General features: G+C 64.3%; 27 protein-coding genes. 18 read left to right on the top strand and 9 right to left on the bottom strand.

Annotated elements, in window-relative coordinates; genetic code table 11:
• Positions 1–3: 3 nt before the first annotated feature.
• From nagZ to argS, 3 genes are read right to left on the bottom strand one after another with little or no spacing between them, the layout of a single operon-like run.
• The gene (gene nagZ / locus ACM9ME_RS07110) at positions 4–1,008 is read right to left on the bottom strand and encodes a beta-N-acetylhexosaminidase (RefSeq protein ID WP_415642756.1); all 1,005 of its coding nucleotides are present in this window, start codon (positions 1,006–1,008) and stop codon (positions 4–6) included.
• Positions 1,005–1,649 carry an SPOR domain-containing protein gene (locus ACM9ME_RS07105; RefSeq protein ID WP_415642755.1) on the bottom strand — a complete coding sequence of 215 codons (645 nt, stop codon included), beginning with the start codon at positions 1,647–1,649 and terminating at the stop codon, positions 1,005–1,007. The genes nagZ and ACM9ME_RS07105 overlap by 4 nt, the downstream gene beginning before the upstream one ends.
• The gene (argS, locus tag ACM9ME_RS07100) at positions 1,650–3,356 is read right to left on the bottom strand and encodes an arginine--tRNA ligase (protein ID WP_415642754.1); all 1,707 of its coding nucleotides are present in this window, start codon (positions 3,354–3,356) and stop codon (positions 1,650–1,652) included.
• A gap of 76 nt (positions 3,357–3,432) precedes the next feature.
• On the opposite strand from argS, the gene ACM9ME_RS07095 reads away from it, so the two are divergent.
• The 7 genes from ACM9ME_RS07095 to ACM9ME_RS07065 all read left to right on the top strand — a co-directional run bounded on the left by ACM9ME_RS07095 (position 3,433) and on the right by ACM9ME_RS07065 (position 7,591).
• Positions 3,433–4,125 (top strand): endonuclease/exonuclease/phosphatase family protein, encoded by a 693-nt coding sequence (locus tag ACM9ME_RS07095; protein WP_415642753.1) that lies wholly within the window; start codon positions 3,433–3,435, stop codon positions 4,123–4,125.
• A 7-nt stretch (positions 4,126–4,132) separates the two neighbouring features.
• Entirely contained in the window at positions 4,133–5,023 is an 891-nt protein-coding gene (cyoE, locus tag ACM9ME_RS07090) for a heme o synthase (RefSeq protein WP_415642752.1), read from the top strand.
• Positions 5,020–5,142, top strand: coding sequence for a hypothetical protein (locus ACM9ME_RS07085; protein ID WP_415642751.1), 123 nt, complete (start codon positions 5,020–5,022; stop codon positions 5,140–5,142). Before cyoE ends, ACM9ME_RS07085 begins: the two co-directional genes overlap by 4 nt.
• Positions 5,139–5,690: a cytochrome c oxidase assembly protein gene (locus ACM9ME_RS07080; protein ID WP_415642750.1), complete on the top strand. Its 552-nt coding sequence runs from the start codon at positions 5,139–5,141 to the stop codon at positions 5,688–5,690. The genes ACM9ME_RS07085 and ACM9ME_RS07080 overlap by 4 nt, the downstream gene beginning before the upstream one ends.
• A gap of 35 nt (positions 5,691–5,725) precedes the next feature.
• A complete protein-coding gene (locus ACM9ME_RS07075; protein ID WP_415642749.1) occupies positions 5,726–6,562 on the top strand; it encodes a cytochrome c oxidase subunit 3 in 837 nt (278 codons plus the stop codon).
• A 130-nt stretch (positions 6,563–6,692) separates the two neighbouring features.
• Positions 6,693–7,019 carry a DUF983 domain-containing protein gene (locus ACM9ME_RS07070; RefSeq protein WP_415642748.1) on the top strand — a complete coding sequence of 109 codons (327 nt, stop codon included), beginning with the start codon at positions 6,693–6,695 and terminating at the stop codon, positions 7,017–7,019.
• Positions 7,016–7,591 carry an SURF1 family protein gene (locus ACM9ME_RS07065; protein WP_415642747.1) on the top strand — a complete coding sequence of 192 codons (576 nt, stop codon included), beginning with the start codon at positions 7,016–7,018 and terminating at the stop codon, positions 7,589–7,591. Before ACM9ME_RS07070 ends, ACM9ME_RS07065 begins: the two co-directional genes overlap by 4 nt.
• Here ACM9ME_RS07065 and ACM9ME_RS07060 read toward each other — a convergent pair.
• Positions 7,588–7,845, bottom strand: a complete 258-nt coding sequence (locus tag ACM9ME_RS07060) for a hypothetical protein (RefSeq protein WP_415642746.1) — start codon at positions 7,843–7,845, stop codon at positions 7,588–7,590. The two genes, ACM9ME_RS07065 and ACM9ME_RS07060, sit on opposite strands and share 4 nt — an antisense overlap.
• 20 nt (positions 7,846–7,865) lie before the next feature.
• Complete coding sequence (locus ACM9ME_RS07055; RefSeq protein WP_415642745.1) at positions 7,866–8,213, bottom strand: DUF6481 family protein; 348 nt, start codon at positions 8,211–8,213, stop codon at positions 7,866–7,868.
• A gap of 104 nt (positions 8,214–8,317) precedes the next feature.
• On the opposite strand from ACM9ME_RS07055, the gene ACM9ME_RS07050 reads away from it, so the two are divergent.
• The 3 genes from ACM9ME_RS07050 to ACM9ME_RS07040 all read left to right on the top strand — a co-directional run bounded on the left by ACM9ME_RS07050 (position 8,318) and on the right by ACM9ME_RS07040 (position 10,332).
• Positions 8,318–8,467, top strand: a complete 150-nt coding sequence (locus tag ACM9ME_RS07050; RefSeq protein WP_415642744.1) for a DUF2256 domain-containing protein — start codon at positions 8,318–8,320, stop codon at positions 8,465–8,467.
• 245 nt (positions 8,468–8,712) lie between these two features.
• Entirely contained in the window at positions 8,713–8,946 is a 234-nt protein-coding gene (locus tag ACM9ME_RS07045) for a hypothetical protein (RefSeq protein WP_415642743.1), read from the top strand.
• A 117-nt stretch (positions 8,947–9,063) separates the two neighbouring features.
• Positions 9,064–10,332, top strand: a complete 1,269-nt coding sequence (locus ACM9ME_RS07040; RefSeq protein WP_415642742.1) for an HWE histidine kinase domain-containing protein — start codon at positions 9,064–9,066, stop codon at positions 10,330–10,332.
• Positions 10,333–10,450: 118 nt separating this feature from the next.
• Here the strand turns inward: ACM9ME_RS07040 and ACM9ME_RS07035 are convergent, their stop codons facing one another.
• Positions 10,451–11,092: a PEPxxWA-CTERM sorting domain-containing protein gene (locus ACM9ME_RS07035; protein WP_415642741.1), complete on the bottom strand. Its 642-nt coding sequence runs from the start codon at positions 11,090–11,092 to the stop codon at positions 10,451–10,453.
• Positions 11,093–11,296: 204 nt separating this feature from the next.
• Here ACM9ME_RS07035 and ACM9ME_RS07030 point away from each other — a divergent pair, with 204 nt between their 5' ends.
• Positions 11,297–11,365, top strand: a complete 69-nt coding sequence (locus ACM9ME_RS07030) for a DUF2256 domain-containing protein (RefSeq protein WP_415642925.1) — start codon at positions 11,297–11,299, stop codon at positions 11,363–11,365.
• 105 nt (positions 11,366–11,470) lie between these two features.
• Here the strand turns inward: ACM9ME_RS07030 and ACM9ME_RS07025 are convergent, their stop codons facing one another.
• Complete coding sequence (locus ACM9ME_RS07025) at positions 11,471–12,040, bottom strand: GNAT family N-acetyltransferase (RefSeq protein WP_415642740.1); 570 nt, start codon at positions 12,038–12,040, stop codon at positions 11,471–11,473.
• 218 nt (positions 12,041–12,258) lie between these two features.
• On the opposite strand from ACM9ME_RS07025, the gene ACM9ME_RS07020 reads away from it, so the two are divergent.
• The 3 genes from ACM9ME_RS07020 (at position 12,259) to ACM9ME_RS07010 (ending at position 17,337) form a co-directional block, all read left to right on the top strand.
• Entirely contained in the window at positions 12,259–13,233 is a 975-nt protein-coding gene (locus tag ACM9ME_RS07020; protein ID WP_415642739.1) for a L,D-transpeptidase, read from the top strand.
• Positions 13,234–13,341: 108 nt separating this feature from the next.
• Positions 13,342–16,014, top strand: a complete 2,673-nt coding sequence (acnA, locus tag ACM9ME_RS07015) for an aconitate hydratase AcnA (protein ID WP_415642738.1) — start codon at positions 13,342–13,344, stop codon at positions 16,012–16,014.
• Between the two features lie 129 nt (positions 16,015–16,143).
• On the top strand, positions 16,144–17,337 hold the full coding sequence (locus tag ACM9ME_RS07010) for a trypsin-like serine protease (protein WP_415642737.1): 1,194 nt from the start codon (positions 16,144–16,146) through the stop codon (positions 17,335–17,337).
• A gap of 55 nt (positions 17,338–17,392) precedes the next feature.
• Here ACM9ME_RS07010 and ACM9ME_RS07005 read toward each other — a convergent pair whose 3' ends face one another.
• The gene (locus ACM9ME_RS07005; RefSeq protein ID WP_415642736.1) at positions 17,393–18,394 is read right to left on the bottom strand and encodes a ligase-associated DNA damage response exonuclease; all 1,002 of its coding nucleotides are present in this window, start codon (positions 18,392–18,394) and stop codon (positions 17,393–17,395) included.
• A gap of 18 nt (positions 18,395–18,412) precedes the next feature.
• Between ACM9ME_RS07005 and ACM9ME_RS07000 the strand changes: the two genes are divergently transcribed.
• The 4 genes from ACM9ME_RS07000 (at position 18,413) to ACM9ME_RS06985 (ending at position 24,663) form a co-directional block, all read left to right on the top strand.
• On the top strand, positions 18,413–20,842 hold the full coding sequence (locus ACM9ME_RS07000) for a ligase-associated DNA damage response DEXH box helicase (protein WP_415642735.1): 2,430 nt from the start codon (positions 18,413–18,415) through the stop codon (positions 20,840–20,842).
• Between the two features lie 34 nt (positions 20,843–20,876).
• Positions 20,877–21,809 (top strand): aspartyl protease family protein, encoded by a 933-nt coding sequence (locus ACM9ME_RS06995; RefSeq protein WP_415642734.1) that lies wholly within the window; start codon positions 20,877–20,879, stop codon positions 21,807–21,809.
• Positions 21,810–21,817: 8 nt separating this feature from the next.
• On the top strand, positions 21,818–22,480 hold the full coding sequence (gene pdeM / locus ACM9ME_RS06990) for a ligase-associated DNA damage response endonuclease PdeM (RefSeq protein ID WP_415642733.1): 663 nt from the start codon (positions 21,818–21,820) through the stop codon (positions 22,478–22,480).
• A 104-nt stretch (positions 22,481–22,584) separates the two neighbouring features.
• On the top strand, positions 22,585–24,663 hold the full coding sequence (locus tag ACM9ME_RS06985; RefSeq protein ID WP_415642732.1) for a YadA family autotransporter adhesin: 2,079 nt from the start codon (positions 22,585–22,587) through the stop codon (positions 24,661–24,663).
• Here ACM9ME_RS06985 and msrA read toward each other — a convergent pair.
• Complete coding sequence (gene msrA / locus ACM9ME_RS06980; protein WP_415642731.1) at positions 24,660–25,346, bottom strand: peptide-methionine (S)-S-oxide reductase MsrA; 687 nt, start codon at positions 25,344–25,346, stop codon at positions 24,660–24,662. The genes ACM9ME_RS06985 and msrA overlap by 4 nt on opposite strands.
• Positions 25,347–25,499: the final 153 nt, after the last annotated feature.

Here is a 25,499-nt window from a genome sequence, read left to right as displayed (position 1 = left end):
GGGTCACGCGACCTGAGCCAGCAAGGCGTCGCGCTTGGCGATGGCTTCCGCGAAGTCGCCCTCAGGCGCACCGGCCGTCGCCATCGCCGCGTCGAGGCGTTCGCGTCCCCGCGTCGTCATCGCGGGCAAGGCCGCGGCAATCGCGACCATCTCGTCCATCCGGCCCCAGCAATTCAGCGCCACATCGCAGCCCGCCGCGACACAGTCCGCCGCGCGGGTCGCAACGCTGCCCGATAGCGCCTTCATGTCGAGATCGTCGCTCATCAGGAACCCGTCAAACCCGATTTGACCACGGATCACATCGCCGATCACCGTCGGCGACAGCGTCGCGGGCCGCTCGGCATCCCACGCCTCGAAGACGATGTGCCCGGTCATCCCCATCGGGGCATCGGCCAAGCGCTGAAACGGGAACAGGTCGCGCGCCAGATCTTCGGCGCTGGCGCTGACCGTCGGCAGATGATGGTGGCTGTCGACCGCCGCGCGGCCTTGTCCGGGCATATGCTTGACCACGCCGACGACGCCGCCTTCGCGCAAGCCGTCGATCGCCGCCCGCCCCAGCGCCGCCACCAGCAACGGGTCGGTCCCGAACGCCCGATCCCCGATCGCGTCATGGGTCTCCGCCGACCGCACATCGAGCAAGGGCAGGCAATCCACATTGATCCCGACTTCGGACAGCATCAGCCCCAATGCGCGCGCATTCGCCCGCACCGCCTCGATTCCCGAAATCGGCGCGAGATCGTACAGCGCCTCGAATGCCCCCGGCGCCGGAAAGGCGGGCCATTCGGGTGGCCGCATCCGCGCGACGCGCCCGCCTTCCTGATCGATCAGGATTGCGACGTCATCGCGGCCTTCAAGCGCGCGCAAACTGTCGGTCAGCGCGCGAACCTGCGCGCGATCGACGATATTGCGCCCGAACAGGATGTAGCCCGCGGGCTTCACGTCCGCAAAGAACGTGCGCTCGTCGGCGGTCAGTTCCGGTCCCGCCAGCCCGAATATGGCCGGTGTCATCCGACGACCAGGCAATTCTCGCTCGCCGCCTTCAACTGGCTGCAGATCGATCCCGCATTCGGACCCGCACTAGCCCGCAGCCGATAGACCGTCCGCCCGATCACCTCGCCGGATTGCACCGCATGGGTCAGCCCCTTGAGATAATCGAAGCGCGAGGACATCGCGCTCCACGCCCGCTCGGCCTTTTCGCGCGTGTCGAACGATCCGAGCTGGACGATGCCGGGGCCGCTCAGCACCGGGCCGGTATCCACGGGCTTGGCGACCACGACGGCAGGCTTTTCGGCCGTCACCGCAACGGGCTTGTCCGGCACGCGCTTGACCGCGATCGGCGTTTCCGGCGCGGCATTCAGATCAATCTGGCCCTGCGGTTCGGCACCCTGGCTGGCGGCAAAGGCGGCATCGCCTTGCCCTTCGATGTCCATGCCGTTCGCGCCATTATCCTTGATTTTGTACGGCCCCGCGGGCGCGGCGATCAGCGCGCCGGTGCCCTCGTCTTCGGCGGCACGGCCCTGCATCAAATACCACGCCCCGCCCGCGATCATCGCAATGACCATCAGCGCGACCAGCACCATCAGCGCGAACGGCGGGCCGGCCTCGGCTTCTTCCAGAAACCCGACACTGTCCTCGTCAATTCGCGCCATTCACATCGACTCCGCCGGGCTCACGCCCAATATCCCCAGACCGTTGGCGATAACCTGCCCAATTTGACGGCTGAGGAAAAGCCGGGCGCGGGTCAAATCATGATCGTCGGCGACCAGCACGCGTGCGCGCGCATCGTCATTGCCGCGATGCCAATACGCGTGGAACGCCGCCGCGAGGTCGTAGAGGTAGAAGGCGATGCGATGCGGCTCACGCGCACCCGCCGCGCTTTCGACGATGCGCGGGAATTGCGCCGCCAGCTTGACCAGTTCGAAGTCTGCATCGCCAAGCAAGCTCAAATCCGGCGCACCCTCGGCCACGCCCAGTTCCGCCGCCTTGCGCCCCAGACTCGCGATCCGCGCATGGGCGTATTGGACGTAAAACACCGGATTGTCCTTGGTCGCCTCGACCACCTTGGCGAAGTCGAAATCCATCTGCGCGTCGGCCTTGCGGCTGAGCATGGTGAAGCGGACGACATCCTTGCCGACCTCCTCGACCACTTCGGCCAGCGTCACGAAATTGCCCGAGCGCTTGGACATTTTGACGGGCTCGCCCGCCCGCAGCAGCCGGACCATCTGGATGATCTTGACGTCGAACGGCTTGCCGCCAGTGAGGGCGGAGACGGCGGCGCGGATGCGCTTGACCGTCCCGGCATGGTCGGCACCCCACACGTCGATCAGTGCGTCGGCATCCGCCGCTTTCTGCCAGTGATACGCCATGTCCGCGCCGAAATAGGTCCAGCTGCCGTCCGATTTGCGGATCGGCCGGTCCTGATCGTCGCCGAACTGCGTGCTGCGGAACAGCGGCAGTTCGACCGGCTCCCAATCCTCCGCGACCTGGCCCTTGGGCGCTTCGAGCAACCCGTCATAGATCAGCCCGTCCGCGCGCAACTTGGCTTCGGCCTGTTCGGGCATGTGCCGCGCCTGCACATCGGCTTCCGACGCAAAGCGGTCATGCTTGATGCCGAGCAGCGCGAGGTCGGCGCGGATCTGCACCAGCATCGCCGCCACCGCCTGCTCGCGGAATATCTTGAGCCACTCGCTCTCGGGCGCGTCGGCAAACTTGTCGCCGAATTCACTGGCGAGCGCCTGTCCGACCGGCACCAGATAATCGCCCGGATACAGCCCTTCGGGAATCGCTCCGATCTGCCGCCCGAGGGCTTCCAGATACCGCAGATGCACCGACCGCGCGAGCGTATCGACCTGCCCGCCCGCGTCGTTTACATAATATTCGCGGATCACCGTATGCCCGGCGAATTCGAGCAGCCCCGACAGTGCATCGCCGACCACCGCCCCACGGCAATGGCCCATGTGCATCGGCCCGGTCGGGTTGGCGGAGACGTATTCGACATTGACCGTCTTACCCGCGCCGACGGTCGAGCGGCCGTAATCCCCACTCTCGCCGACAATCGCGTCGAGTTCCTCGCGCCATACCGCGTCGTTCAACCGCAGGTTGATGAACCCCGGCCCGGCAATCTCGACCCCCGCGACATAGGGCAAGGCCTCGAGCTGCGGCTGCAATTGTTCGGCCAGCGCGCGCGGGTTGGTACCCGCCGCCTTGGACAACACCATCGCCGCATTGGTCGCCAGATCGCCATGGCTCGCATCGCGCGGCGGCTCGACGGTCACCGCCCCACGGTTCGAATCGGGCAGCAATGCGTTGAGGAGCGCGTCGAGGTCGGCGGCGAAACGGGTGTAAAGGCTTGGCAATTCAAATTCCGGTGACAGTTTCGACGCGCTTAGCGGCAATGGCGGTGATCGTGAACTCTGCTACGACGCCCCCCGCATGATCAAGGTCGCCAGCTACAATATGCGCAAAGGCGTCGGCACCGATCGCCTGCGCCGTCCCGAACGCATCCTCGACGTGCTCAACGAAATCGATGCCGATGTGATCGCCTTGCAGGAGGCCGACCGCCGCTTCGGCGCAAAGGAAGCCGCGCTGCCGCCCGAACTGATCGCGCGCTGCACCCCATATCGGCACGTGCCGCTCAGCCCCCGCGATGGCGGCATCGGCTGGCACGGCAATGCCATCCTCGTCCGGCGCGACATCGAGATTACCGCACATGCGCATATCGATTTGCCGACCATCGAACCGCGCGGCGCGGTCATCGCCGATCTCGAAATCGCCGGTGCGCCGTTCCGCGTCGTCGGCATGCACCTCGATCTGTCGGGCCTGCAGCGGCGGCGTCAGGCGCGCGCGATCATCGATGCCGTCGATACGCGCGACAAAATGCCCGTGGTGCTGATGGGCGACCTCAACGAATGGACTCAGACCGGCGGCTGCCTCCGCGATTTCGCACACAGCTATCGCATGGCGGCGACCGGCCCCAGCTTTCACGCGCGCCGCCCGATGGCGCGACTCGACCGGATCATGGTCGGCGGCGGACTGAAAGTAACACAGGCGGGCGTGCATCACAGCCTCAAGACCCGCCACGCCAGCGACCACCTTCCGATCTGGGCAGTGGTCGAGCCGGACTAAAGCCTCTATGGGCGCGGGCGTGAGCACCCTCGCCACTCCAGCCCTCCCCGCCGATTGGCGCGATTTCCTCGCGCTGACCAAGCCGCGCGTGATGACGCTCGTCGTGTTTACCGCGATTTGCGGCCTGCTGGTCGCGCCGGTGCATCTGCCCTTCGCGCTTGCCTTCACTGCGATCCTCACCATCGCGCTGGCTGCCGGCGCGTCGGGCGCGCTCAACATGTGGTGGGAAGCCGATCTCGACGCCAAGATGAAACGCACCGCCAAACGGCCGTTGCCCGGCGGGCGGATGGAACGGCAGGCCGCGCTGCATTTCGGCGTCGGCCTCGGCAGCTTCGCCGTGCTGACCATGGGCCTTGCGCTCAATTGGCTGGCGGCGGCGATTCTGGCGTTTTCGATCTTTTTCTACGCGGTGGTCTACACCATCTGGCTCAAACCGCGCACGCCGCAGAACATCGTTATCGGCGGAGCCGCCGGCGCCTTCCCGCCGTTGATCGGCTGGGTCGCGGCGACGGGCCAGGTCAGCATGCTGCCGGTCATCCTGTTCCTGCTGATCTTCTTCTGGACGCCGCCGCATTTCTGGGCGCTGGCGCTGTTCATGGAGGCCGATTACGAAGCGGCGGGCATTCCGATGCTGCCCAATGTCGCGGGCGAAGTCGCGACGCGGCGGCAGATCGTGCTGTACACTATTCCTATGGCCGTCTGCGCGCTGATCCCGCCGGTGATCGGGATGGCCGGGGCGCTGTATGCCGGCATTGCGGTTGTCCTCACATCCGCCTTTTTCCTGCTTTCGGTGCGGGTGTGGCGCCGGGTGCCACGGGCCGATCGCGGGCTGTTCAAATATTCGATCATCTATCTTTTCGCGCTGTTCGCGGCGCTCGTCGTGGACAAATTCGTATGACTGACCCCGAGTTCAACCGCCGCCGCAAGGGACGCTCGATCGCCACGGCCATCGCCCTGATCGCGATGTGCGCCTTATTCTATTTCATCACTCTGGCGCGGATCGGGCATCCGGGATGAACGTGCTGGCGCGCGATCCCAAACAGCGCACGGCGATGATGCTGGCGGCGATCGCGCTGGCGATGGTCGGCCTCGGTTTTGCCAGCGTCCCGCTCTATCGCCTGTTCTGTCAGGCGACGGGGCTCAACGGCACCACTCAGCGCGGGCTTCGTGCCCCCGGCGCAGTGACCGGCCGGACGATGACGATCCGCTTCGACGCCAATCACGCCCCCGGCATCCCCTGGTCGTTCAAGCCCGAGGAAGAGACTCAGGGCGTGACCATCGGTGAGCGCGAACAGGCGATCTTCATCGCGCACAACAACGGTTCGCGACCCGTCACCGGCACCGCGACGTTCAACGTCACCCCGGTTCAGGCGGGCAAATATTTCACCAAGATCCAGTGTTTCTGCTTCACCCAGCAAACGCTGGCGCCCGGTGAAACCGCGCGGATGCCGGTGATCTATTACGTCGATCCCAAGATTCTGGACGATCCCGACGCCAACGACGTGTCGGAAATCACGCTCAGCTACACCTTCTATCCCGTTGCCGACCAACCCAAGGCTGGTTAGGGCGGACTCAACAAACGCAACTACAGGGTAAGACCATGTCCGGCGCCAAGAACCACGATTACCACATCCTCGCTCCCGATCCGATGCCGATCATCGGCGCATTTTCTGCGCTGACGATGGCGGCGGGCGGCATCATGTGGATGCATGGCGGGCATGTCGGCCATCCGAATGGCGGCGGCTGGGTCTTTTTCATCGGCCTCGCCGCGGTGCTGTACACCATGCTGCAGTGGTGGACCAACGTGGTTCGCGAAGCCAAATCGGGCGACCATACGCCGGTCGTCCAGCTGCATCTGCGCTATGGCATGATCCTGTTCATCGCGTCCGAAGTGATGTTCTTCGTCGGCTGGTTCTGGGCGTGGTTCGATTTCTCGCTCTTCCCCTCGACGGTCGATGTCGTCGGCGGACATTGGCCGCCCAAGGGCGTCGAAGTGCTCGATCCGTTCGCCTTCCCCTTGCTCAACACGCTGATCCTGCTGTGCTCGGGCACCACGGTGACGTACGCGCATCACGCACTGATTCACGGCAATCGTCAGGGGCTGAAGGCCGGCCTGTGGTGGACCATCGGCCTCGGCGCATTGTTCAGCTGCATTCAGGCGTGGGAATATGCCCATGCGCCATTCGCGTTCAAAGGGCTGAACTACGGCGCAGCGTTCTTCATGGCGACCGGCTTCCACGGCTTCCACGTCCTCGTCGGCACCATCTTCCTCGCCGTCTGCCTCAAGCGCACGTACAATGGCGACTTCACCCCGCGCCAGCATTTCGGTTTCGAAGCCGCCGCCTGGTACTGGCATTTCGTCGATGTGGTGTGGCTGTTCCTGTTCATCAGCATCTATGTCTGGGGCGGCTGGGGCGCGCCGATCCACGGCGGCTGACACGCTATTCCGTTCGCCCTGAGGAGCCATTGAGCTTGTCGAAATGGCGTCTCGAAGGGCCGGAGCTGCACTGGTGCTTCGAGACGGGTCTTCGACAGGCCCAGCCCCTCCTCAGCACGAACGGTGGATCGTGAGCGGCAACTGCCCGCGCTGCGGCGCCAAGACCCTGTTCAAAGGGCTGATCGCATTCGCCGAAAGCTGCAGCGCGTGCGGCCTGGACTTCACCGCTTTCAACGTCGGTGACGGCCCCGCCGCATTCCTCACGTTGATCATCGGCACGGCGATCGTCGTCGGCGCGATTGCGCTTGAACTGGCGGCAAGCCCGCCCTGGTGGGTTCACGCGCTGATCTGGCCCGCGCTGTCGCTGGCGCTGGTCGTCTGGGGTCTGCGCATCGCCAAGTCTGCACTGATTGCCAGCGAATATCGCAACGCCGCGCGCGAAGGGCGGATCAAGTGAAACGCCTGCCGCTGATCCCGACGATCGTTGTCGCGCTCGCCGCCGCCGGGATGATCTGGCTCGGCCTATGGCAGTTGCACCGCGCACGGTGGAAGGAAGGGCTGCTGGCGACTTACGCGGCCAACACCAACCTCCCCGCAATCGCGCTGCCCAATGTTCCCGACGCGAAGAACCCGCCGCTGTTCCGCCGGGCCAGCGGCTATTGCCTGCGCGTCACCGGCTGGGAGGCCAAGGCCGGGCGCAACACCGCCGATCAAGCCGGCTGGAGCCACATCGCGCGCTGCGCCACCGGTGCCGAAGGGCCGGGCCTGTCGGTCGATGCCGGATGGTCACGCGATGCCAAAAATCCAGTGTGGAGCGGTGGCCCGGTCGAAGGGCGTCTCGCCCCCGACACCAAGCACGTCTATCGCCTCGTCGCGACCACCCCGGCGCCGGGCCTGAAGCCCAGCGCACCGCCGTCGCTCGACGAAATCCCCAACAATCACCGCGCTTATGCGGTGCAGTGGTTCATCTTCGCTGCGCTGGCGGTCGGGACCTATCTGCTCGCCCTGCGCCGCCGGAAGGCGGCCTAAAGCCCCGCCTCCGCGATCGCCGCCAGCAATTCGGCGCTCACCGCCGGATCGTCCTTGGGCGACAATCGATTGAGTACGGTCTGCACCCGCGTCTGCGCCACCTGCAGCGCCTTGTGCCTGACCTGGCGCGTATAATTGGTGCGGCCCGACCGGCTGTCGCCGAGCAGCGCCGCCCATTTGGCTTCTTCCGCCGCCAGCACCGCCAGCGCCAGCCGCAATCCGTCGCGGCGGCCATGTTCGTAAGCGTCAGGCATAGCGGCCGCTGGCGGCCAAGTTATTTCCGCGCCTGGCGTGCCGCATAGCGGGCATCGCGCGCCGCCTTCATCTCCGCCGCGCTCGGCGGCTTCAACCGCGCCGCCTTCAGCTCGGCCGCAGCCGCCGCTTCGGCAATCTCCTTGGCCTTGGCAGCCGCCTTTTCGGCCTTGGCGGCGGCGGTCGCCGCGGCCTTGACCGCGCGTTCCTCGGCCAGCGCGGCCTGACGCTGCTCCCACGCCGCGCGCTGCTGCGCCGCCAGCGCCTCGTCGACGGGCGGCTTGGCCTTCAACCGGTCGAGCGCCTTTTGCTTGGCCTTGGCGGCTGCGTCGGTACGGTCTTGAAACGTGGGGACTTTGAACGAGGCCAATGGTAATCCTTGGGATGTGATCGATTTCGGGAAGCCCGCAATTTATGGCCGCGCCGCCCCGATGACAAGTTGCCGCGATGTCACGCCCGGCGCGTTGGCGGCAAATGGCGCATAAAAAACCGAATCTGCCGACCAGGATCTGCGTCGCATGTCAGCGTCCATTCGCCTGGCGCAAGAAATGGCAACGCGATTGGGACCAGGTAAAATATTGTTCCGACCGGTGCCGCGGACAGGGCGGCAGGGATGGCGGCTGACGACCTCCCCACATCCTGTCAAAGACGCCAGCGATGTGCTACATGGCCATATCGCAGCATCCCGTCGGGTAAGCGTCTGCGCCTGAGAGACCGTTGCGCTCCCGCTTACATCTCGGGATCGAACGCATGGACCTCAATAACCTCTCGGCCCGCCATCGGTTCGCCATGGTCGCCAGCCGCACGGCTGCCGGCCTCGCGACGCTCCTGATCGCCTGCTCATGACCTGGCGTCAGTCGGAAAGCGCTATGCGTAACGAGGTGCCGTCATCCCGCGCCATCAACATCCAGGGCACCGAGGCCGACGTGCGTGCCGAATGCGACAAGCTGTCGCTGCCGATCAGTGCGATCGAGACGCTGCTGTCGGGCGGCACCCGCGTCGTAATGACCACCGGCGCGGCTGCCGATCGCGTCCGGAAAGCCTTTAAGGGCCGTCTGATCACCGGCGACGTCCGTCGCTTGGCGTGGAGCGCGCACCGTTAGTCGATCAATGACGGGGGGCGGCCGGCGCGGGGGCACGTCACACGTCGCGCTTTCGCCGCCGACGGTTACTTGTCACAAAGCGAAGCTGACAAACCTGCGCGGTCGAAGGAATCACGAATGACGACACCTGAACTTTCCCCGATCGTTTTGGTGGTCGAGGATGAAATGCTGCTGCGGATGCGCGCGGTCGACATTGTCGAAGACGCCGGGTTCGTGCCGCTCGAAGCCGTCAGCGCAGATGAAGCGATCGAGATTCTGGAATCGCGCGACGATGTGTCGTTGCTGTTTACCGACATCCAGATGCCGGGAACGATGGATGGGCTGAAGCTGGCGCATGCGGTGCACAACCGCTGGCCGCACATCAAGATCATCCTGGTGTCGGGCCAGGTCCGGCCGACCGAGTCCGACAAGCCAGCCGACAGCCGCTTTTTCGCCAAGCCCGTCGAGGCTGGCCATATGGTCGCACAGCTGCAGGATATGGTCGGTGCCGGGGTGTTGCAGGTGGTGCCGTCGCTCCAATCGGCGGACATTTCGCTGACCGAACAGAATCGCGATCTGCGCGATCAACTGCAACAGGCGGGCATCGATGCGCAGGCGCTGCATCTGGAAACGGTCAACAACACCGAAAAACAACAGCTGATCATCGACGAGAACCAGCCGCTCCAGGACGCGTTGACGACCGAGAACGACAGCCTCAAACTCGCGCTCGAACAGGCCGGGATCGATGCCAAGGCGCTGCTCGTCCAGGCCGGTATCGACGCCGAAGAACGCGAAGCCGCCGACAAGCTTCAGGATCTGATCCACGCCGAATTGCATCATCGGATCAAGAATACGCTGGCCACCGTCAGCGCGATCGCCAATCAGAGCATCCGGACCGCGACCAGCCTGGCGCACGCCAATGCCGCCATCGACGGACGGCTCGCAGCCCTTGGCCGCGCGCACGACCTGCTGATCCAGGTCAGCTGGTCCAACGCGACGATCGAAAGCACCGTGCGCAGCGCCATCGAACCGTTCGATCAGGGCAGCGGCCGGTTCGTCATCACCGGCGACACCATTCCGATTTCGTCCAACTCCGTGATCGCCTTTGCGATGACCCTCAACGAGCTGTGCACCAACACCACCAAGTTCGGCGCGCTGTCGGTGCCGGAAGGCCAGGTCCACATCGCCTGGCAACAGCATGACGGTCGTCTTCGCTTTCTATGGACCGAAACCGGCGGCCCGCGCGTCAACGAACCGACGCGGCGAAGTTTCGGAACGCGGATGATGTCGTCGCTGGGTCAACAGCTAAAGGGTGCCGTGCAGCTCGATTATAACCCCGCCGGGTTCATCTACACGCTCGAAGTGCCGGTCGACGCGATCAGCCCGAAGCCCATAAACACCGCCTGAGCACCGCACCCGTCGACGGCGACACTCGATCCTTCGCACGAGGGTTGCTCGACGCCCGACATGAAAAAGGCGCCGCCGGAACCAACCGGCGACGCCTTTCGGTCAGAATAGGGAATGCTCAGGCGTAGGTTGCCACCGCCCGAACGCGACGGCGCGTCGCGGCGCCGATCAGGCCGAACCCGCCCAGCATCATCGCCCAGCTCGCCGGCTCGGGAACCGACGCCACCGAGGCGCTGAGCAGCGTGCTGTCGTTATTATAGCCGTTGCCGCCATTGCCGACCGCGAAATCGATCGTCGTGCCGGCGGCGAAATACTGCTTCAGGCTGAAGTTCGAAGACGAACCGCCACCGTTGATCGCGCCGCTGAACAGCGACGCCCCGTTGGCGAGAACGTGCACGTCGGTGCTGGCATTGTCGCCGTTACCGTAGCCGCCATTGATGGTGTACGTGCTGCCCGCGCCCAGCGTGATGCGCAGGATCGAATATTGTCCCGACTGCCCCGGATGCTGCAGGATCGACGTCGCCGGGTTGTAGACGCCCAGATACTGATCGACCGCAGGCGAGGTCCAGGTCTGCGACTGGCCGTTCGCCGCGCCGCCGTTGGTGAACAGCGTCAACGCCCCGCCCAGACTGGTCTCATAGCCATAGCTATAAGCACCGTTCGGATTGGCCGCGGTCGAGAAATCGGCATGCGGATCGTATGTGACCGCAGCGGCAGGGGTTGCGATCACGGCAGCCAGGAAAAACACGCCAAGTTTCATCGAAACACCCCTAAAAACCTTCTTGCCAAGGGCTTAACACGTTCAAATCGATTCGAACATGGGCCGCTCGGCCGCATTGCGCGACCCATCGTCTCGATATGAACCATTTTGACCCACATGGAGATCGACGACCGCCGTTATTGCGCCAGCAGGCTGCGGAGCGCCGCGGCGGGCAGCGGACGGCCAAGCAAATAGCCTTGGCCGATCAAGATTTGCATCGCACGCCAGCGTCCGTTCGCCTGGCGCAAGAACTGGCAACGCGACTGGGACTAGGTGAAATATTGCTCCAACCAATGCCGCGGAGAGGGTCTCCGGAGTGTCCGCTAACGCCCCAATAGCGGAGGTTCGTGCTCTCTTGGTGAACTCTCTTTGAGGCGCTCATCCAAGCTGCTTTTCGATAACCACGAGTGAGGCGTCGCCGGGATAGGGACGGGAAGAGAACCCCATCTCCCGCTGAAGCTGGATCGCATCATGATTGTCATAGCTCTCGATCGACTCGACTACTGCGATGCCCTTTGCCTTCGCCCAGGCGACGGCGTGTTCGAGCATTACCCAGCCGATACCCTTCCCTCTAAATTTGTTGTGGATCGCAATTGCGACTTCCGCACGAGATCGGTCGGCATCTAACCCCTTGGTCGCGGTCGCGATCATCGCCGTCGCGATCATCATGCCATCGTGAAAGGCAAAGAAATCTTCGGTGTTTTCGTGATCGACGGCTGTCATGCGTGAAAGCGTTTGAGGCGGAATGTTCCTCACGGCGGTGAGAAACCTGAACCGCCGGTCTTCGTCGCTGATGTTTGCCAACAGTTCTCCCAAGTCCTCAGCATCAGCCGGGCAAGCCGACCTGACGTAAAACTCGAAGCCGGTGCGGGTTTTCAGCCTGGTGTGGGAATACGGGGCCGAGGGCCCATCCAATCTGCCCTCAATTACGCTGTAGTCGGCGGTCATGCCTTTGCTCCCTGTAAGCAAGCGGGAGCGCAAAACGTCTCTCGGTCACGGGATGCTTGCGGGCAATTCAGGTGATGTGTCTGCAATAACACGCTATGTTGTAACGGCCTAACGCTGCCGCCAATCGCTTTTGCAGTCGAAGCCGAGTAGGCAGCCCTATCGCTGACCATTTTGACAGCGACTGAGAGACACGTTGTGCTCCCGCGAAGGGACCCGATGTGTTCAAACTATCACTTCTGGCTCTTGCGTTGGTCCTCGTCGCTGCCGGGGTACCGCCGCAGGTTGATCCGCCTGCGATCGCGGATGGCGTCATCGAGCAGCTCAAGCCGGGCCAATATCTTTGGGCGCCCGACATCGCTCCCGAAGGTCCTGTCACGGTAATCGTTAGCGTCGCTACACAGCGTGCTTACGCCTATCGCAATGGCGTTCCGATCGGCGTCTCCACGGTTTCTACCGGGAAGAAGGGGCATCTGACGCCCACGGGCATTTTTACGATCTTGCAGAAAGCGGTCGAACACAAATCGAACCTCTACAGCGACGCCCCAATGCCCTTCATGCAACGGCTGACTTGGGACGGCATTGCGCTCCACGCCGGCCCGCTACCGGGCTATCCTGCCTCGCACGGTTGCATCCGCTTGCCGCTTGCTTTCGCAAAATTGCTCTACGCTGCGACCACAACTGGCGTGACAGTCGTTGTCACTCAAAATGCTACTGTCCCCGAGATTGCCCCAACCCCCACACTGTTGTCCGCCAATCCAAAAGGTTCGAGTACGCCCAACGCAGCGTATTGGTGGCAACCGCAGCTTTCGCCGACCGGCCCGGTGTCGATCGTGGTTAGTGGAAGGGATCGCAGGATCGTGGTGTTGCGAAATGGCATCCTGATCGGAGCAAGTGATCTGGGAATAGACGGAGCCGTAATCGAAACGGCCGCGTTCACACTGAGCAGCATCGGCCCGCACGGGTATAATTGGCTGCGGCTGACCTTGCCCGGTCCGCACGGCATCGCGTCACAAAGCATGACAGCGGATGAGCGAGCAAGGGCTCGTGTGCCGGAGCAATTCCGCCTTTTACTGGACGGCATTCTTACGCCGGGAGCAACGCTACTGGTAACGCGGGATACTCTAAACAGCTCTGGCACGGGCAAGCGACTGACCATAATCTCAACGGACAATCGTCCGTCCAGAACCCGCTAATCGGCTCGTCGGCTTCCCACCAATAGCTGACGTCCCGATGCCCGCCCTTGCCCCATCCGCGTCGCTTGCTAAGGCATTTTGCACACGCACAATCGGGGAATTCGCATCATGACCGCCGTTGGACAGGACACCCTTGAAACGCGCACCACCCTGACGTGCGGCGGACGGACGGTGAGCTATTACTCGTTGCCCAAGGCGGCGGAGCAGTTGGGGAATATCGACCGGCTGCCCTTCTCGATGAAGGTGCTGCTCGAAAACCTGCTGCGTTTCGAAGACGGCGTGACCGTCACGATCGACGATCTGAAGGCGATGGTCGCGTGGCAGGACGATCCCCGCGCCACGCGCGAAATTCAGTATCGCCCGGCGCGCGTGTTGATGCAGGATTTCACCGGCGTGCCCTGCGTCGTCGATCTGGCAGCGATGCGTGACGCGATGACCGCGCTCGGCTCCGATCCCGCCAAGATCAACCCGCTCGTCCCCGTCCATCTCGTCATCGACCATAGCGTGATGGTCGACGAATTCGGCACCCCCCAGGCGTTCGGACAGAACGTTGAACTCGAATATGCCCGCAATGGCGAACGCTATGAATTCCTCAAATGGGGCTCGAAGGCGCTCGACAATTTCAAGGTCGTGCCACCCGGCACCGGCATCTGTCATCAGGTCAATCTGGAACATATCGCGCAGGCGGTGTGGGTGTCCGACGGCGTAGACGGTTGCCCGGTCGCCTATCCCGATACCTGTGTCGGCACCGACAGCCACACGACGATGATCAACGGGCTGGGCGTGCTCGGCTGGGGCGTTGGCGGCATCGAGGCGGAGGCCGCGATGCTCGGCCAGCCGGTGTCGATGCTGATCCCCGAAGTGGTCGGCTTCAAGCTGACCGGCAGCCTCAACGAAGGCATCACCGCGACCGATCTGGTGCTGACCGTGACGCAGCTGCTGCGCGCCAAGGGCGTCGTCGGGCGCTTTGTCGAATTTTACGGCCCCGGCCTCAACGCGCTGTCGCTCGCCGATCGCGCGACGATCGCCAACATGGCGCCCGAATATGGCGCGACGTGCGGCTTCTTCCCGATCGACGATAAGACCACCGACTATATGCGCCTGACCGGGCGTGGCGAAGCGGACATCGCGCTGACCGAAGCCTATTGCCGGGCGCAGGGGCTGTGGCGTGAAATGAGCGCCGAGGACCCGGTGTTCACCGACACGCTCGAACTCGACATGTCGGGCGTCGAACCCTCGCTCGCCGGTCCCAAGCGCCCGCAGGACAAGGTGTTCCTCACCGACGTGGATGAGGAATTCAACGCCGACCTTATCGCCACCTATAAGCATGACACGCCCAAGCGTGTGCCGGTCGCGGGCGCCGATCACGACATTGGCGATGGCGACGTGGTCATCGCGGCGATCACCAGCTGCACCAACACCTCGAACCCCAGCGTGCTGGTCGCGGCCGGTCTCGTTGCGCGCAAGGCGCGCGCGTTCGGCCTCAAGCCCAAGCCGTGGGTCAAGACCAGCCTCGCCCCCGGATCGCAGGTCGTCACCGATTATCTGACCAAGGCGGGGCTGACCGCGGACCTCGACGCGATGGGCTTCAACCTCGTCGGCTATGGCTGCACCACCTGTATCGGCAATTCCGGCCCGCTCGCCGAACCGATCTCCGACGCGATCAACGCGGGCGATATCGTCGCCGCCTCGGTCCTCTCGGGCAACCGCAATTTCGAAGGCCGCGTCTCGCCCGACGTCCGCGCCAACTTCCTCGCGAGTCCACCGCTGGTTGTCGCCTACGCCCTGCGCGGCACCGTCACCACCGACATGGTCACCACCCCCCTGGGCGAGGACCAGCACGGCGACCCCGTCTTCCTCCGCGACATCTGGCCCTCGAACGCCGAAATACGCGAAGTTATGGAAGCCAATGTCGACCGCGGCATGTTCATGTCGCGCTACGCCCACGTCTTCGCCGGCGACGAACGCTGGCAGGCAATCGAGATCGAGGGCAGCGACACCTACGCGTGGCGCGCAGGCAGTACTTATGTCGCCAACCCGCCTTATTTCGAAGGCATGTCGATGACCCCGGCGCCGGTCGCCGACATCGTCGAGGCGCGCACACTGTCGATCTTCGGCGACTCGATCACCACCGACCACATTTCGCCCGCTGGCTCGATCAAGGCGGATTCGCCCGCCGGCCAGTGGCTGCAGGAACGCCAGGTCACCCGCGCCGATTTCAACTCGTATGGCGCGCGGCGTGGCAATCACGAGGTGATGATGCGCGGCACCTTCGCCAACATCCGCATCAAGAACGAGATGATCCCCGGCATCGAAGGCGGCATGACAATTTATAATGGCGAGGTCATGCCGATCTATGACGCGGCAATGCGCCACAAGGCCGACGGCACCCCCCTGATCGTCATCGCGGGTAAGGAATATGGCACGGGGTCGTCACGCGATTGGGCAGCGAAGGGCACGACGTTGCTCGGCGTGCGCGCCGTCATCGCCGAGTCGTTCGAGCGTATCCACCGGTCGAACCTCGTCGGCATGGGCGTGGTCCCGTTGCAATTTGCCGACGGCACCGACCGCAAGACGCTGTCGCTCGATGGTACTGAATCGTTCACGATCATGGACGTCGCCAAGCTGCGCCCGCGCCAGGATGTCGAGGTTACGCTTACCCGCGAGGATGGCACGATCGAGACGTTCATGACCCGCTGCCGCATCGATACCGTCAACGAGCTCGAATACTTCCTCAACGGCGGTATTTTGCCCTATGTTTTGCGGAAGTTGGCCGCCTGATCGCCAAGGCAAACTGTCCCACCACGAAGCGTTTTCGATCCGCGATTTTTTGGTTGACGAGAGATTAACGAATAAGCACACTTCCAAGATTAGTCGGCGGTGGGGCCGGCCAGGGGTTTGGGGATTGATATGAAAATGAATGTTTTGGCGGCAACGGCCGTCGCGCTCGTTATTTCGAGCGCCGCGGGGGCCAAGACGGTTTCCGGCACGTCCAACGGCCTGACCTGGACCGCGCAGAACAACATCATCGGTCAGACCTCGACCGCGACTCAGGCTCCGCCGACACCGCCGGGCATGATGGGCAACCCGATCTATTGGGCTCACTCGCCAGTTCCGGGCTATGACAACAGCAAATATAGCGGTGTGGTCGCGCTCATCCTCGACGAAGGTGCAGCTGGTAAATTCATCTGTTCGGGCTCGCTGCTCGCTGACCGTATCCACGTTCTCACCGCCGGCCACTGCGTCAGCAGCGGCCACGGCGCGATCACGCCGATCTCGGCGACGGCGACCTTTTACGGCGGCACCGATCCCGAAGCCGTCATCGGCACGACCGGCACGCCTGCTGCAGGGGCCGTTCGCATCAACGTCGCGGCATTCAGCGTCAATCCGCTGTACACCGGCGACGTCATCGATTCGCATGACATCGCGATCGTGACGCTGGCGCAGGCCGCTCCCGCCTTTGCGACCGGCTACCGGCTCGACACGACAAGCAATTTGGTCGGTGCCAACTACAACATCGCGGGTTATGGTGGTCGTTCGGATCAGGGCGGCAGCGTAGGCGTGAACCTCGGCACGGGCCGTCTGCGTCAGGGCGATAACCGTTACGACACCCGGCTGGGCGATTCGGTCTTCCAGGGCGTTCTCGACGCCTCGTTTTTCGGCGGCACGACGGGTGAGACTGCTCACTCGTACATCTCGGATTTCGACAACGGCTTGGCTCAGAACGACTCGACCTGTTTGCTCGTCACGCAAGGTTTTGGCGGCCCCGCGAGCCCGAAATATTGCAACACCGGTCGCGGCGCGAGCGAAGTCAGCAGCGCGGGCGGCGATTCGGGTGGCCCGCAATTTTTGAACGGCAAAATCTCGTCGGTGACGTCCTACGGGCTGACCTTTGGGCTGCAGCCCTATAGCGGTGATATCGACAACAAGCTGAACGACACGTTCGGGGAGCTGAACGGCTTCGCTCCGGTGCAGTTCAACGCGAACTACATCAACTCGGTCACCAATCTGCCCGAACCGGCGGAATGGGCGCTGATGCTCGGCGGGTTCGGCTTGCTCGGCGGCGCGGCGCGCCGCCGCCGGACGACTGTCAGCTTCGCCTAAGCGTTTCTGCGTGAATTGAAGGGCTCGTCAGGAAACTGACGAGCCCTTTTTCATGTCAGTCGTCCTCGTCGTCGAACCCGAGCAGATCCAGCGCCCGCGCCTTGATCTGGCGCAGCTGGCACCAGTGGATCAATGCGTCCTCACGACCGTGCGTGACCCACACTTCCTTAGGTCGCAATTCCTCGATCGTCGCGGTCAGTTCGTCCCAATCGGCATGGTCGCTGACGATCAGCGGTAGCTCGACGCCCTTTTGCACCGCGCGCTGGCGGACACGCATCCAGCCTGATGCCATCGCGGTAATCGGATCGGGCAAGCGGCGCGTCCAGCGGTCCTGCAGCGCGGATGGCGGCGCGACGATGATGTGGCCTGCCATCTCCGCTTTGGTCGCGCCCGTCGCGGGTCTTAGCTCGCCGAGATCGACGCCGAATGTTTGGTATAAATCGCACAGCCGCTGCATCGCGCCGTGAATGTAGATCGGATCGGCATGCCCCATCGCACGCAACTCGGCGATCAGCCGTTGCGCCTTGCCAAGCGCATAGGCCCCGATCAGCACACAGCGTTCCGGCTCCTCACGCAGTGCCAGCAACGCCTTGTCGAGTTCGTCGGTGACTTCGGGATGACGAAACACCGGCAAGCCGAACGTCGCCTCGGTGATGAAGATGTCGCACGGCGTCGGCTTGAACGGCACGCAGGTCGGGTCGCTGCGACGCTTGTAATCGCCGGATACGATCACGCGCTCACCGGCATATTCGAGCAGGATCTGCGCCGAACCGAGGACATGCCCCGCGGGCAGGAACGTCACATCGACCTCCCCCACCCGTTGCGGCTCGCCATAGTCGACCGCGCACGGATCGGCCTGTTCCCCGTAACGCGTGTCCATGATCGCCAGCGTGGCGGGCGTCGCCCAGACCTTGCCATGCCCACCACGCGCGTGATCGGCATGGCCGTGCGTGACCAGCGCACGATCGACCGGCCGCGATGGATCGACCCACGCATCGGCGGGCGGAATGTAAATGCCGTGCGGATGCGGCTCGATCCAATGGCCTAAGCGGGGCATGCCCCCCATATGGGAGAGATGGCGCCCGATTCCCACCTGCCTCAAGCACTTGCCGACTGGTTCGCAGGCAAGGGCTGGACACCGCGCCGCCACCAGCTCGAAATGCTCGATGCCGCGCGGGCGGGTGAAAGCGCATTGCTTGTCGCCACCACGGGAGCGGGAAAGACGCTGGCGGGGTTCTTGCCGACGTTATCCGAACTGACCCTTCGACAAGCTCAGGGCGATCGGTTTGACGGGCTTCACACGCTCTACGTTTCCCCACTCAAGGCGCTCGCCGTCGATGTACGCCGCAACCTCCTTGCGCCGATCGAAGACGCCGGCCTCCCCATAACCGTCGAAGCGCGCACCGGGGACACGCCGTCGGACCGTCGCAAGCGTCAGCGCGAACGCCCGCCCAACATCCTGCTGACCACGCCAGAGTCCTTGTCGATCCTGCTCAGTTATCCCGACAGCCTGATGATGTTCGCGGGGCTGAAAACGCTGATCATCGACGAGGTTCACGCGTTCGCGCCGACCAAGCGCGGCGACCTGCTCGCCTTGTGCATGGCGCGGCTCGAAGCGCTCGCCCCCGGCCTGCGCCGCGTCGCGCTGTCGGCCACCGTCGCCGACCCCGACGTCTACCGCGCGTGGCTCGCGCCGCACGGCGACATCGACAGCGTTCGCCTGGTGCTGGGCGAGAATGGCGCGCCGCCCGACATCTCGATCCTGTTGCCGCAGGATCGTGTCCCCTGGGCCGGACATTCGGGGCGTTACGCCGCCGCGCAGGTGATGGCGGAGATCGAGACGCATAAGACGACCTTGGTGTTCTGCAACACCCGCAGCCTTGCCGAGCTCATCTTTCAGGATTTGTGGAAGGCGAACGACCTGCAACTGCCGATCGGCATCCATCATGGCAGCCTGGCGTTGGAGGCGCGACGCAAGGTCGAAAATGCGATGGCCGACGGGCGCCTGCGCGGCCTCGTCGCCACCGCCAGCCTCGATCTCGGGGTCGATTGGGGGGACGTCGATTGTGTGATCCAGATGGGCGCGCCCAAAGGGTCGTCGCGTTTGCTCCAGCGGATCGGTCGCGCCAATCACCGGCTCGACGAAAGTTCGGAAGCGGTCATCGTCCCTGGCAACCGGTTCGAATATCTGGAGGCGCGCGCGGCGTTGGATGCGGTGGAAGCCGGCGCGCTGGATGAGGATATCTTCCGCCCTGGCGCGCTCGACGTTCTGGCGCAACACATCATGGCCTGCGCCTGCGCCGCGCCGTTTGAGGAAGCGACGATGCTCGCCGAACTGCAGGGCGCGCTGCCTTATTCGGGGCTGGATGCGACGGCGTTTCGCAACGTCCTCGATTACATTGCTACCGGCGGTTATGCACTCAAGGCGTATGAACGCTTCAAGCGGCTGACCGAACAGGACGGGATGTGGCGCGTCAGTCATCCCAAATTCGTGACGCAACACCGCCTCAACGCCGGGATCATCGTCGAGGCGACAATGCTCAATGTCCGTTTCAAGAATGGGCGAAAGCTGGGCAAGGTCGAGGAAGCATTCGCTGCGACGCTGAGCCACAAGGACACGTTCTTCTTCGCGGGCATGAGCCTCGAAGTCGAAAAGATCGACACCGAAGATCTGATCGTCCGCGCCACCGCCCGCCCCGCGCGCATCCCGACCTATGGCGGCGCGCGGATGCCGCTCAGCACCAATTTGGCCGAACGCGTCCGCGCGTTCCTCGATACGCCAAGCGAATGGGCGCGTTTCCCCGACGATGTTCGCGAATGGCTCGAAGTCCAGTCGCGCCGTTCGCAACTTCCCGGACCCGGCCAACTCCTCGTCGAAACCTTCCCGCGCGAGGGGCGGCATTACATGGTTGCCTACAGCTTCGAAGGCTGGAACGCGCACCAATCGCTCGGCATGCTGGTGACGCAAAGGATGGACCGGCTGGGGCTCAAACCGCTCGGCTTCGTCGCTAATGATTATGCCATTGCAACCTATGGGTTGGAGAAGATCACCGACCCCGCGTCGCTATTCTCGGCCGACATCCTCGACACCGAGTTCGTCGATTGGGTAGAACGCTCGCATCTCCTCAAACGCGCGTTCCGTGAGGTTGCGGTGATCGGCGGGCTGGTCGAGCGTCAGCATCCGGGCAAACGCAAGACGGGCAAGCAGGTCACGTTTTCGACCGACCTGATCTACGATGTGCTGCGCCGCTACGAGCCCGACCACTTGCTGATGAAAGCCGCATGGCATGACGCGCGCGGAAGAATGACCGACATCGGACGTCTGGGCAATTTGCTCGACCGTGCGGCAGACACGATGCTGCATGTCGATTTGCCGCGTGTCACACCCTTGGCCGTTCCGGTTCTCACGCTGATCGGGCGCGAACGGGTGGCCACCGGTCTCGCCGACGACCAATTGCTGATCGAGGCGGAAGCCTTGGCTGAGGAAGCGATGCGCGAGGATTGATTGCGCTTTCGTCACGATCTGTCATGCCCGTCACATGAGCTTTGGGAGAGGCCTTTCGATCGCTGTCGCCGGTGTGCTGAGCCTAGCGGCTGCGCCACCCGAAACGGCGCCGGTTGAACATACTGCTCAGGTCGCCACCGCCAATGACGACGCGATGCGCATGACCGTGCCGGTGACGATTTCGGGCCAGGGTCCCTATCACTTCGTCGTCGATACCGGCGCAGACCGCACCGTCGTGTCGCACGAAGTCGCCGACCGGTTGGGCCTGAAAACCGGCAGCCGTGCGATCCTCCACTCGATGTCGGGGGTCTCCGAAATATCGACGGTGCGCGTGCCGACGATCCGCATCGCCGGACATGACACTGACGAGGTGGACGCCGCGGCGCTCGACCAGACCAATATCGGCGCACAAGGACTGCTCGGGGTCGACACTCTCAAGGGCCGCCGGATCGTCATGGATTTCCGCAAGCGGACGATGACTGTTCTCGCGGCGGGCGAAAAAGAGCATTTCGACGATGACACGATCGTCGTCACGGCGCGCTCGCGCTACGGTCAACTGGTCCTGGTCGATGCCGATGTCGATGGAACGCCGGTCACCGTGATCATCGATTCCGGGGCGCAGAATACGATCGGCAATGGCCCGCTTCGCAAATTGCTCGCGAAGCGCAACGGTCGGATGGCGTTCTTCAACACCGAACTGGTCGACGTGACCGGCGGGCGGTTGGCGGCACAAGTGGCGGCTGTCGGACGCGTGCGGATCGGCGGGATCAATGTTCAGAACGTCGTCATCGCCTTTGCCGACGCGCACCCGTTCAAGCGCTTTGGCCTGACCCAAAAACCCGCAATGTTACTGGGGATGGACACGCTGCGCGGGTTTCGGCGCGTGTCGGTCGATTTCGCGGAAAAGAAGGTTCGCTTCCTGCCCCCCGCAGTTTGCAAGTTGCAGGTGCGCTGCCTGACCGAATAAGGGGAGGCATGGTTCGCTTTCCGTTCGCGCATGTCGAGTTCGCCGCGTTGGCGCAGGGCGCACTCTATTGGCCGGCGCAGCGCGCGCTGATCGTCGCCGATCTGCACCTCGAAAAAGCGAGCTGGTTCGCCAAATTCGGACAGATGTTGCCGCCCTACGACAGTGAGGCGACGTTGAGTGAGGTGGCCGATCTGCTGGCCATCACCCGCGCCGAAACGCTGTACTGCCTTGGCGACAGCTTTCACGACAAGAAGGGCTGCGAGCGGCTCAGCCCCGCTGCGCAATTGCAATTACGCGCGATGACCGCAGTCACCGACTGGGTGTGGATCGCGGGCAATCACGATGCCGGGATGACCGATCATTGCGGCGGTCGGGTTGTCGATGAGGCGAGGGTCGACGGCGTGATCCTGCGCCACGAAGCCGAGCCCGACGACCCGCGCCCCGAACTGTCCGGCCATTTCCACCCGAAATTGCGCGTCACTGCCCGTGGCCGTCGCGTCGCGCGCCGTTGTTTCGTGATGAGTGCGACAAAGCTCATCCTGCCCGCTTTTGGCGCGCTGACCGGGGGGCTCGATGCCCACCATCCCGAAATCATCCGCGCAGTGGGTAGCCGGGCACGCGCACTGGTGCCGGTGCAGGACCGACTGTTGAGCTTTCCACTCGCGGCATAGAAACGCGCAGCGTAGGGCGCACATTTTACGACGATGTTAACCTTATTCCTTTGTGATAACCTCGACACAGGCGCCATTTGACGCGTCGCGATTGGGGACCGGGCATGAACTTCCGCAAGCATCTGATCTTGACGTCGACCGCCTTGTGCGCGCTCGCCGCCTCACCGGCGCGCGCCGACGGCACGGCGCCCTGCAATGACGGCGTAAATACGCGTTCGACCGAATGCGGTACCAACTCTACCGCGACGACGGCCAATGCTACGGCGGTGGGGGGCGAAGCGGCTGCAACGGGTAATGCGGCAACGGCGCTGGGCGCAACCGCACAGGCAAGCGGAGCCCAGGCGACCGCACTCGGCAACGCCACGCGCGCAACCGGCGCGAACAGTGTCGCAATTGGCGGGGACTCAGGGGACGGCGACGCGCTTGGCGCGGTGGCGTCGGGGGCGAACAGCACCGCGCTGGGCAGCGATGCGCGCGCAACGGTCGATTCCTCGACCGCGATTGGCGGCACCTCCAGTGCTCTCGGGACCTTGTCGACGGCAATCGGCCATGGCGCGACGGCGACGGGCGCGAACAGCCTAGCGGCGGGGTCACAGTCCCAGGCCCAAGCGGACGGGGCGACGGCGATCGGTTATACGGCGCAGGCGTCGGGCAACGGAACGGCCACCGGATTCAATTCCTCGGCCGGACAATTCGCGGTCGCCAACGGCTTTCTTGCATTTGCGACGGGTGATTATGCCGTCGCGGTAGGTACGACCGCGTCCAGCGACACCAACGGTGTCGCCGTCGGCGCGGGTGCTTCGGCCACCACCTCGGCCGTGGCAATCGGCGTGGGCGCGGCGTCGGATGGCGATGCCAGCGTTTCATTCGGTTCCGGCGCGGGCGCGTCCGGCGACAGTGCGGTCGCGTTGGGCACGTTCAGTGGCGCAACCGCGCAGGACGCCATCGCGGTCGGCCATGGCGCCAATGCCGCGGCCATCAACGGCACCGCCATCGGCACCGATTCACAAGCGCTCACCGCCGGCGCGACGGCCATCGGCGGCGCCGCGCGCGCATCCGGGGCGCGCAGCGTCGCACTGGGCACCGACGGCGGCGATGTCGGCGTCATCGGCGCCAACGCGACCGGCGCGGACAGCATCGCCATCGGCACCGATGCGCTGGCCAGCAATGCCAACAGCGTCGCGATCGGCACGACCAACGTCGCCACCGGCGGGATCGGCGCGACGTCGATCGGCAACCGCTCGACCGCGAACGGTCAGGGCGCGGTCGCGATCGGCGATGCCGATCAGGCAGTCGGATTTGGCGCGGTCGCGCTGGGGTATTTCAGCCAGGCGACCGCGTCGAACGCGCTGGCGTTGGGCAGTTCGTCGAACGCGTCGGGATCCGCCGCAGTCTCACTGGGCAATGGTGCCAACGCCACGACGCTGGGCAGCCTGGGCCTCGGTTCGTCGGCGCAGGCGACAGGCCTGGTCGCGACCTCGATCGGTTACCTCAGCCAGGCGACGGGGACGTTCGCGACGGCCATCGGCGCGGGTGCGGTCGCGACCAATGTGCAGACGACCGCGATCGGCGGCAAGAGCACGGCATCGGCGATGAACACGTCGGCGATCGGTTATATGGCGACTGCCAGCTTTGCCGGTTCGACCGCCATCGGTGCCAACGCCGCGACGACCGCCGCCAATCAGGTCAAATTGGGCGGATCGGGCACGTCGGTGCAATTGGGCGACATCGCCGCGTCGGATGCCGCGCAGACCGGCACCGAATTCTATGTCACGGTCGATGCCAACGGCACCCTCGGCAAGGGCGGGCAGTCGGGAGCATCGCTGGTGGCCATGCAGCAGAACGCGCAGATCGAGAGCTTGCAGACCAGCCAGGCGGCGATCGACGATACCGTTGCGGCGCAGGGCCGTTCGATCAACCAGCTGTTCGACCTGGCAGCCTATGACCGGCGCGAAAGCCGGCGCGGCATTGCCGCCGCAATGGCGTTATCGACCCCGAGCATGCCGTCGGGTGCCGGCAAGACGACCTATGAGTCCAATGCGGCGGTATTCCGCGGAGAAGTGGCGTTCAGTGCCAGCCTGGCGCACCGTTTTGGCGACGCGCCCTTCTCGGTTCATGCCGGTGTCAGTCACGCCGGCGGCAAGAACACCGGCGCGAAAGTGGGGATCGGCGGCGAGTTTTAAGCCGCCCAGGCGGGCGTATAGAGCTGCGGCAAAGTGTGCTGGAACGCCGTCAGTTTCGGCGCATCCCACATGCGGATATAACCGTGCTGCGGGTTCAGGCGCGCAAAATTCTGGTGATACGCCTCGGCGGGGAAGAAGCCGCCGCTTTCGACCTTGGTCGCGAGCGGGCCGCCCCAGCTGTGTGCGGCGTTCAGCTGCGCGATATACGCACGCGCCACGCGCGCCTGATCGGGCGATTGCGGGAAGATCGCGCTGCGATAGCTGGTTCCCGAATCCGGACCCTGCCGGTTCAGCTCGGTCGGATTGTGGGCAACGGAGAAATACACCCGCAGCAACGTGGCATAGCTGACCTGGCGGGGGTCGTAGGTGATCCGCACCGCCTCCGCATGATGCGTGGTTTCGGTGGAAACCGTCTCGTAATTGGCGGTCTGCGCGGTGCCGCCGGCATAGCCGGACACGACCTGGCGAACGCCCTTCACATGGCTGAACACCGCTTCCATGCCCCAGAAGCACCCGCCCGCCAGCACGGCGGTGGCGGTGTTACCCCGGGCGGCGACGTCGGTCTTGGCGACGGGCACCAGCACGGTGCGCTCAGCCGCCTGCGCCAATGGCGCAAGCGTCGCGACGCCGAGCGCGGCGGCGGCAACGGCCGCACCGGTCAGCAGGCGTCGCAGCGCGCTCACAGGATACCTGGCTGGGTCAACACCGCCATCACGGCGGCGGTCAGCGCGAACCCCGCGGCGAAGCGCTGCGTAAAGTCATTCTTCAACAGTGCGAGCATCTCGCGTCTCCCGTATATGCATCGATATACGTAAGATGCGCGCCTCCGGTTTCAC

Source organism: Sphingomonas antarctica, from assembly GCF_965137005.1.
Classification (GTDB): Bacteria; Pseudomonadota; Alphaproteobacteria; order Sphingomonadales; family Sphingomonadaceae; genus Sphingomonas_O; species Sphingomonas_O antarctica.
The sequence above is the reverse complement of the archived record's forward strand: the minus strand, read 5'-3'. Positions and strand labels throughout refer to the sequence as shown.

Excerpts from the sequence above, each read along its gene's own strand:
- ACM9ME_RS07025 (WP_415642740.1), bottom strand. The coding sequence starts at position 12,040 with ATGACCGCCGACTACAGCGTAATTGAGGGCAGATTGGATGGGCCCTCG.
- ACM9ME_RS07060 (WP_415642746.1), bottom strand. The coding sequence starts at position 7,845 with ATGCCTGACGCTTACGAACATGGCCGCCGCGACGGATTGCGGCTGGCG.
- ACM9ME_RS07105 (WP_415642755.1), bottom strand. The coding sequence starts at position 1,649 with ATGGCGCGAATTGACGAGGACAGTGTCGGGTTTCTGGAAGAAGCCGAG.
- ACM9ME_RS07000 (WP_415642735.1), top strand. The coding sequence starts at position 18,413 with ATGGCGCCCGATTCCCACCTGCCTCAAGCACTTGCCGACTGGTTCGCA.
- ACM9ME_RS07040 (WP_415642742.1), top strand. The coding sequence starts at position 9,064 with ATGACGACACCTGAACTTTCCCCGATCGTTTTGGTGGTCGAGGATGAA.
- pdeM (WP_415642733.1), top strand. The coding sequence starts at position 21,818 with ATGGTTCGCTTTCCGTTCGCGCATGTCGAGTTCGCCGCGTTGGCGCAG.
- nagZ (WP_415642756.1), bottom strand. The coding sequence starts at position 1,008 with ATGACACCGGCCATATTCGGGCTGGCGGGACCGGAACTGACCGCCGAC.
- ACM9ME_RS07035 (WP_415642741.1), bottom strand. The coding sequence starts at position 11,092 with ATGAAACTTGGCGTGTTTTTCCTGGCTGCCGTGATCGCAACCCCTGCC.
- ACM9ME_RS06995 (WP_415642734.1), top strand. The coding sequence starts at position 20,877 with ATGAGCTTTGGGAGAGGCCTTTCGATCGCTGTCGCCGGTGTGCTGAGC.
- ACM9ME_RS07010 (WP_415642737.1), top strand. The coding sequence starts at position 16,144 with ATGAAAATGAATGTTTTGGCGGCAACGGCCGTCGCGCTCGTTATTTCG.
- cyoE (WP_415642752.1), top strand. The coding sequence starts at position 4,133 with ATGGGCGCGGGCGTGAGCACCCTCGCCACTCCAGCCCTCCCCGCCGAT.
- ACM9ME_RS07005 (WP_415642736.1), bottom strand. The coding sequence starts at position 18,394 with ATGCCCCGCTTAGGCCATTGGATCGAGCCGCATCCGCACGGCATTTAC.
- ACM9ME_RS07045 (WP_415642743.1), top strand. The coding sequence starts at position 8,713 with ATGCGTAACGAGGTGCCGTCATCCCGCGCCATCAACATCCAGGGCACC.
- ACM9ME_RS07050 (WP_415642744.1), top strand. The coding sequence starts at position 8,318 with ATGGCGCATAAAAAACCGAATCTGCCGACCAGGATCTGCGTCGCATGT.
- ACM9ME_RS07075 (WP_415642749.1), top strand. The coding sequence starts at position 5,726 with ATGTCCGGCGCCAAGAACCACGATTACCACATCCTCGCTCCCGATCCG.
- ACM9ME_RS07085 (WP_415642751.1), top strand. The coding sequence starts at position 5,020 with ATGACTGACCCCGAGTTCAACCGCCGCCGCAAGGGACGCTCGATCGCC.
- ACM9ME_RS06985 (WP_415642732.1), top strand. The coding sequence starts at position 22,585 with ATGAACTTCCGCAAGCATCTGATCTTGACGTCGACCGCCTTGTGCGCG.
- acnA (WP_415642738.1), top strand. The coding sequence starts at position 13,342 with ATGACCGCCGTTGGACAGGACACCCTTGAAACGCGCACCACCCTGACG.
- ACM9ME_RS07080 (WP_415642750.1), top strand. The coding sequence starts at position 5,139 with ATGAACGTGCTGGCGCGCGATCCCAAACAGCGCACGGCGATGATGCTG.
- ACM9ME_RS07095 (WP_415642753.1), top strand. The coding sequence starts at position 3,433 with ATGATCAAGGTCGCCAGCTACAATATGCGCAAAGGCGTCGGCACCGAT.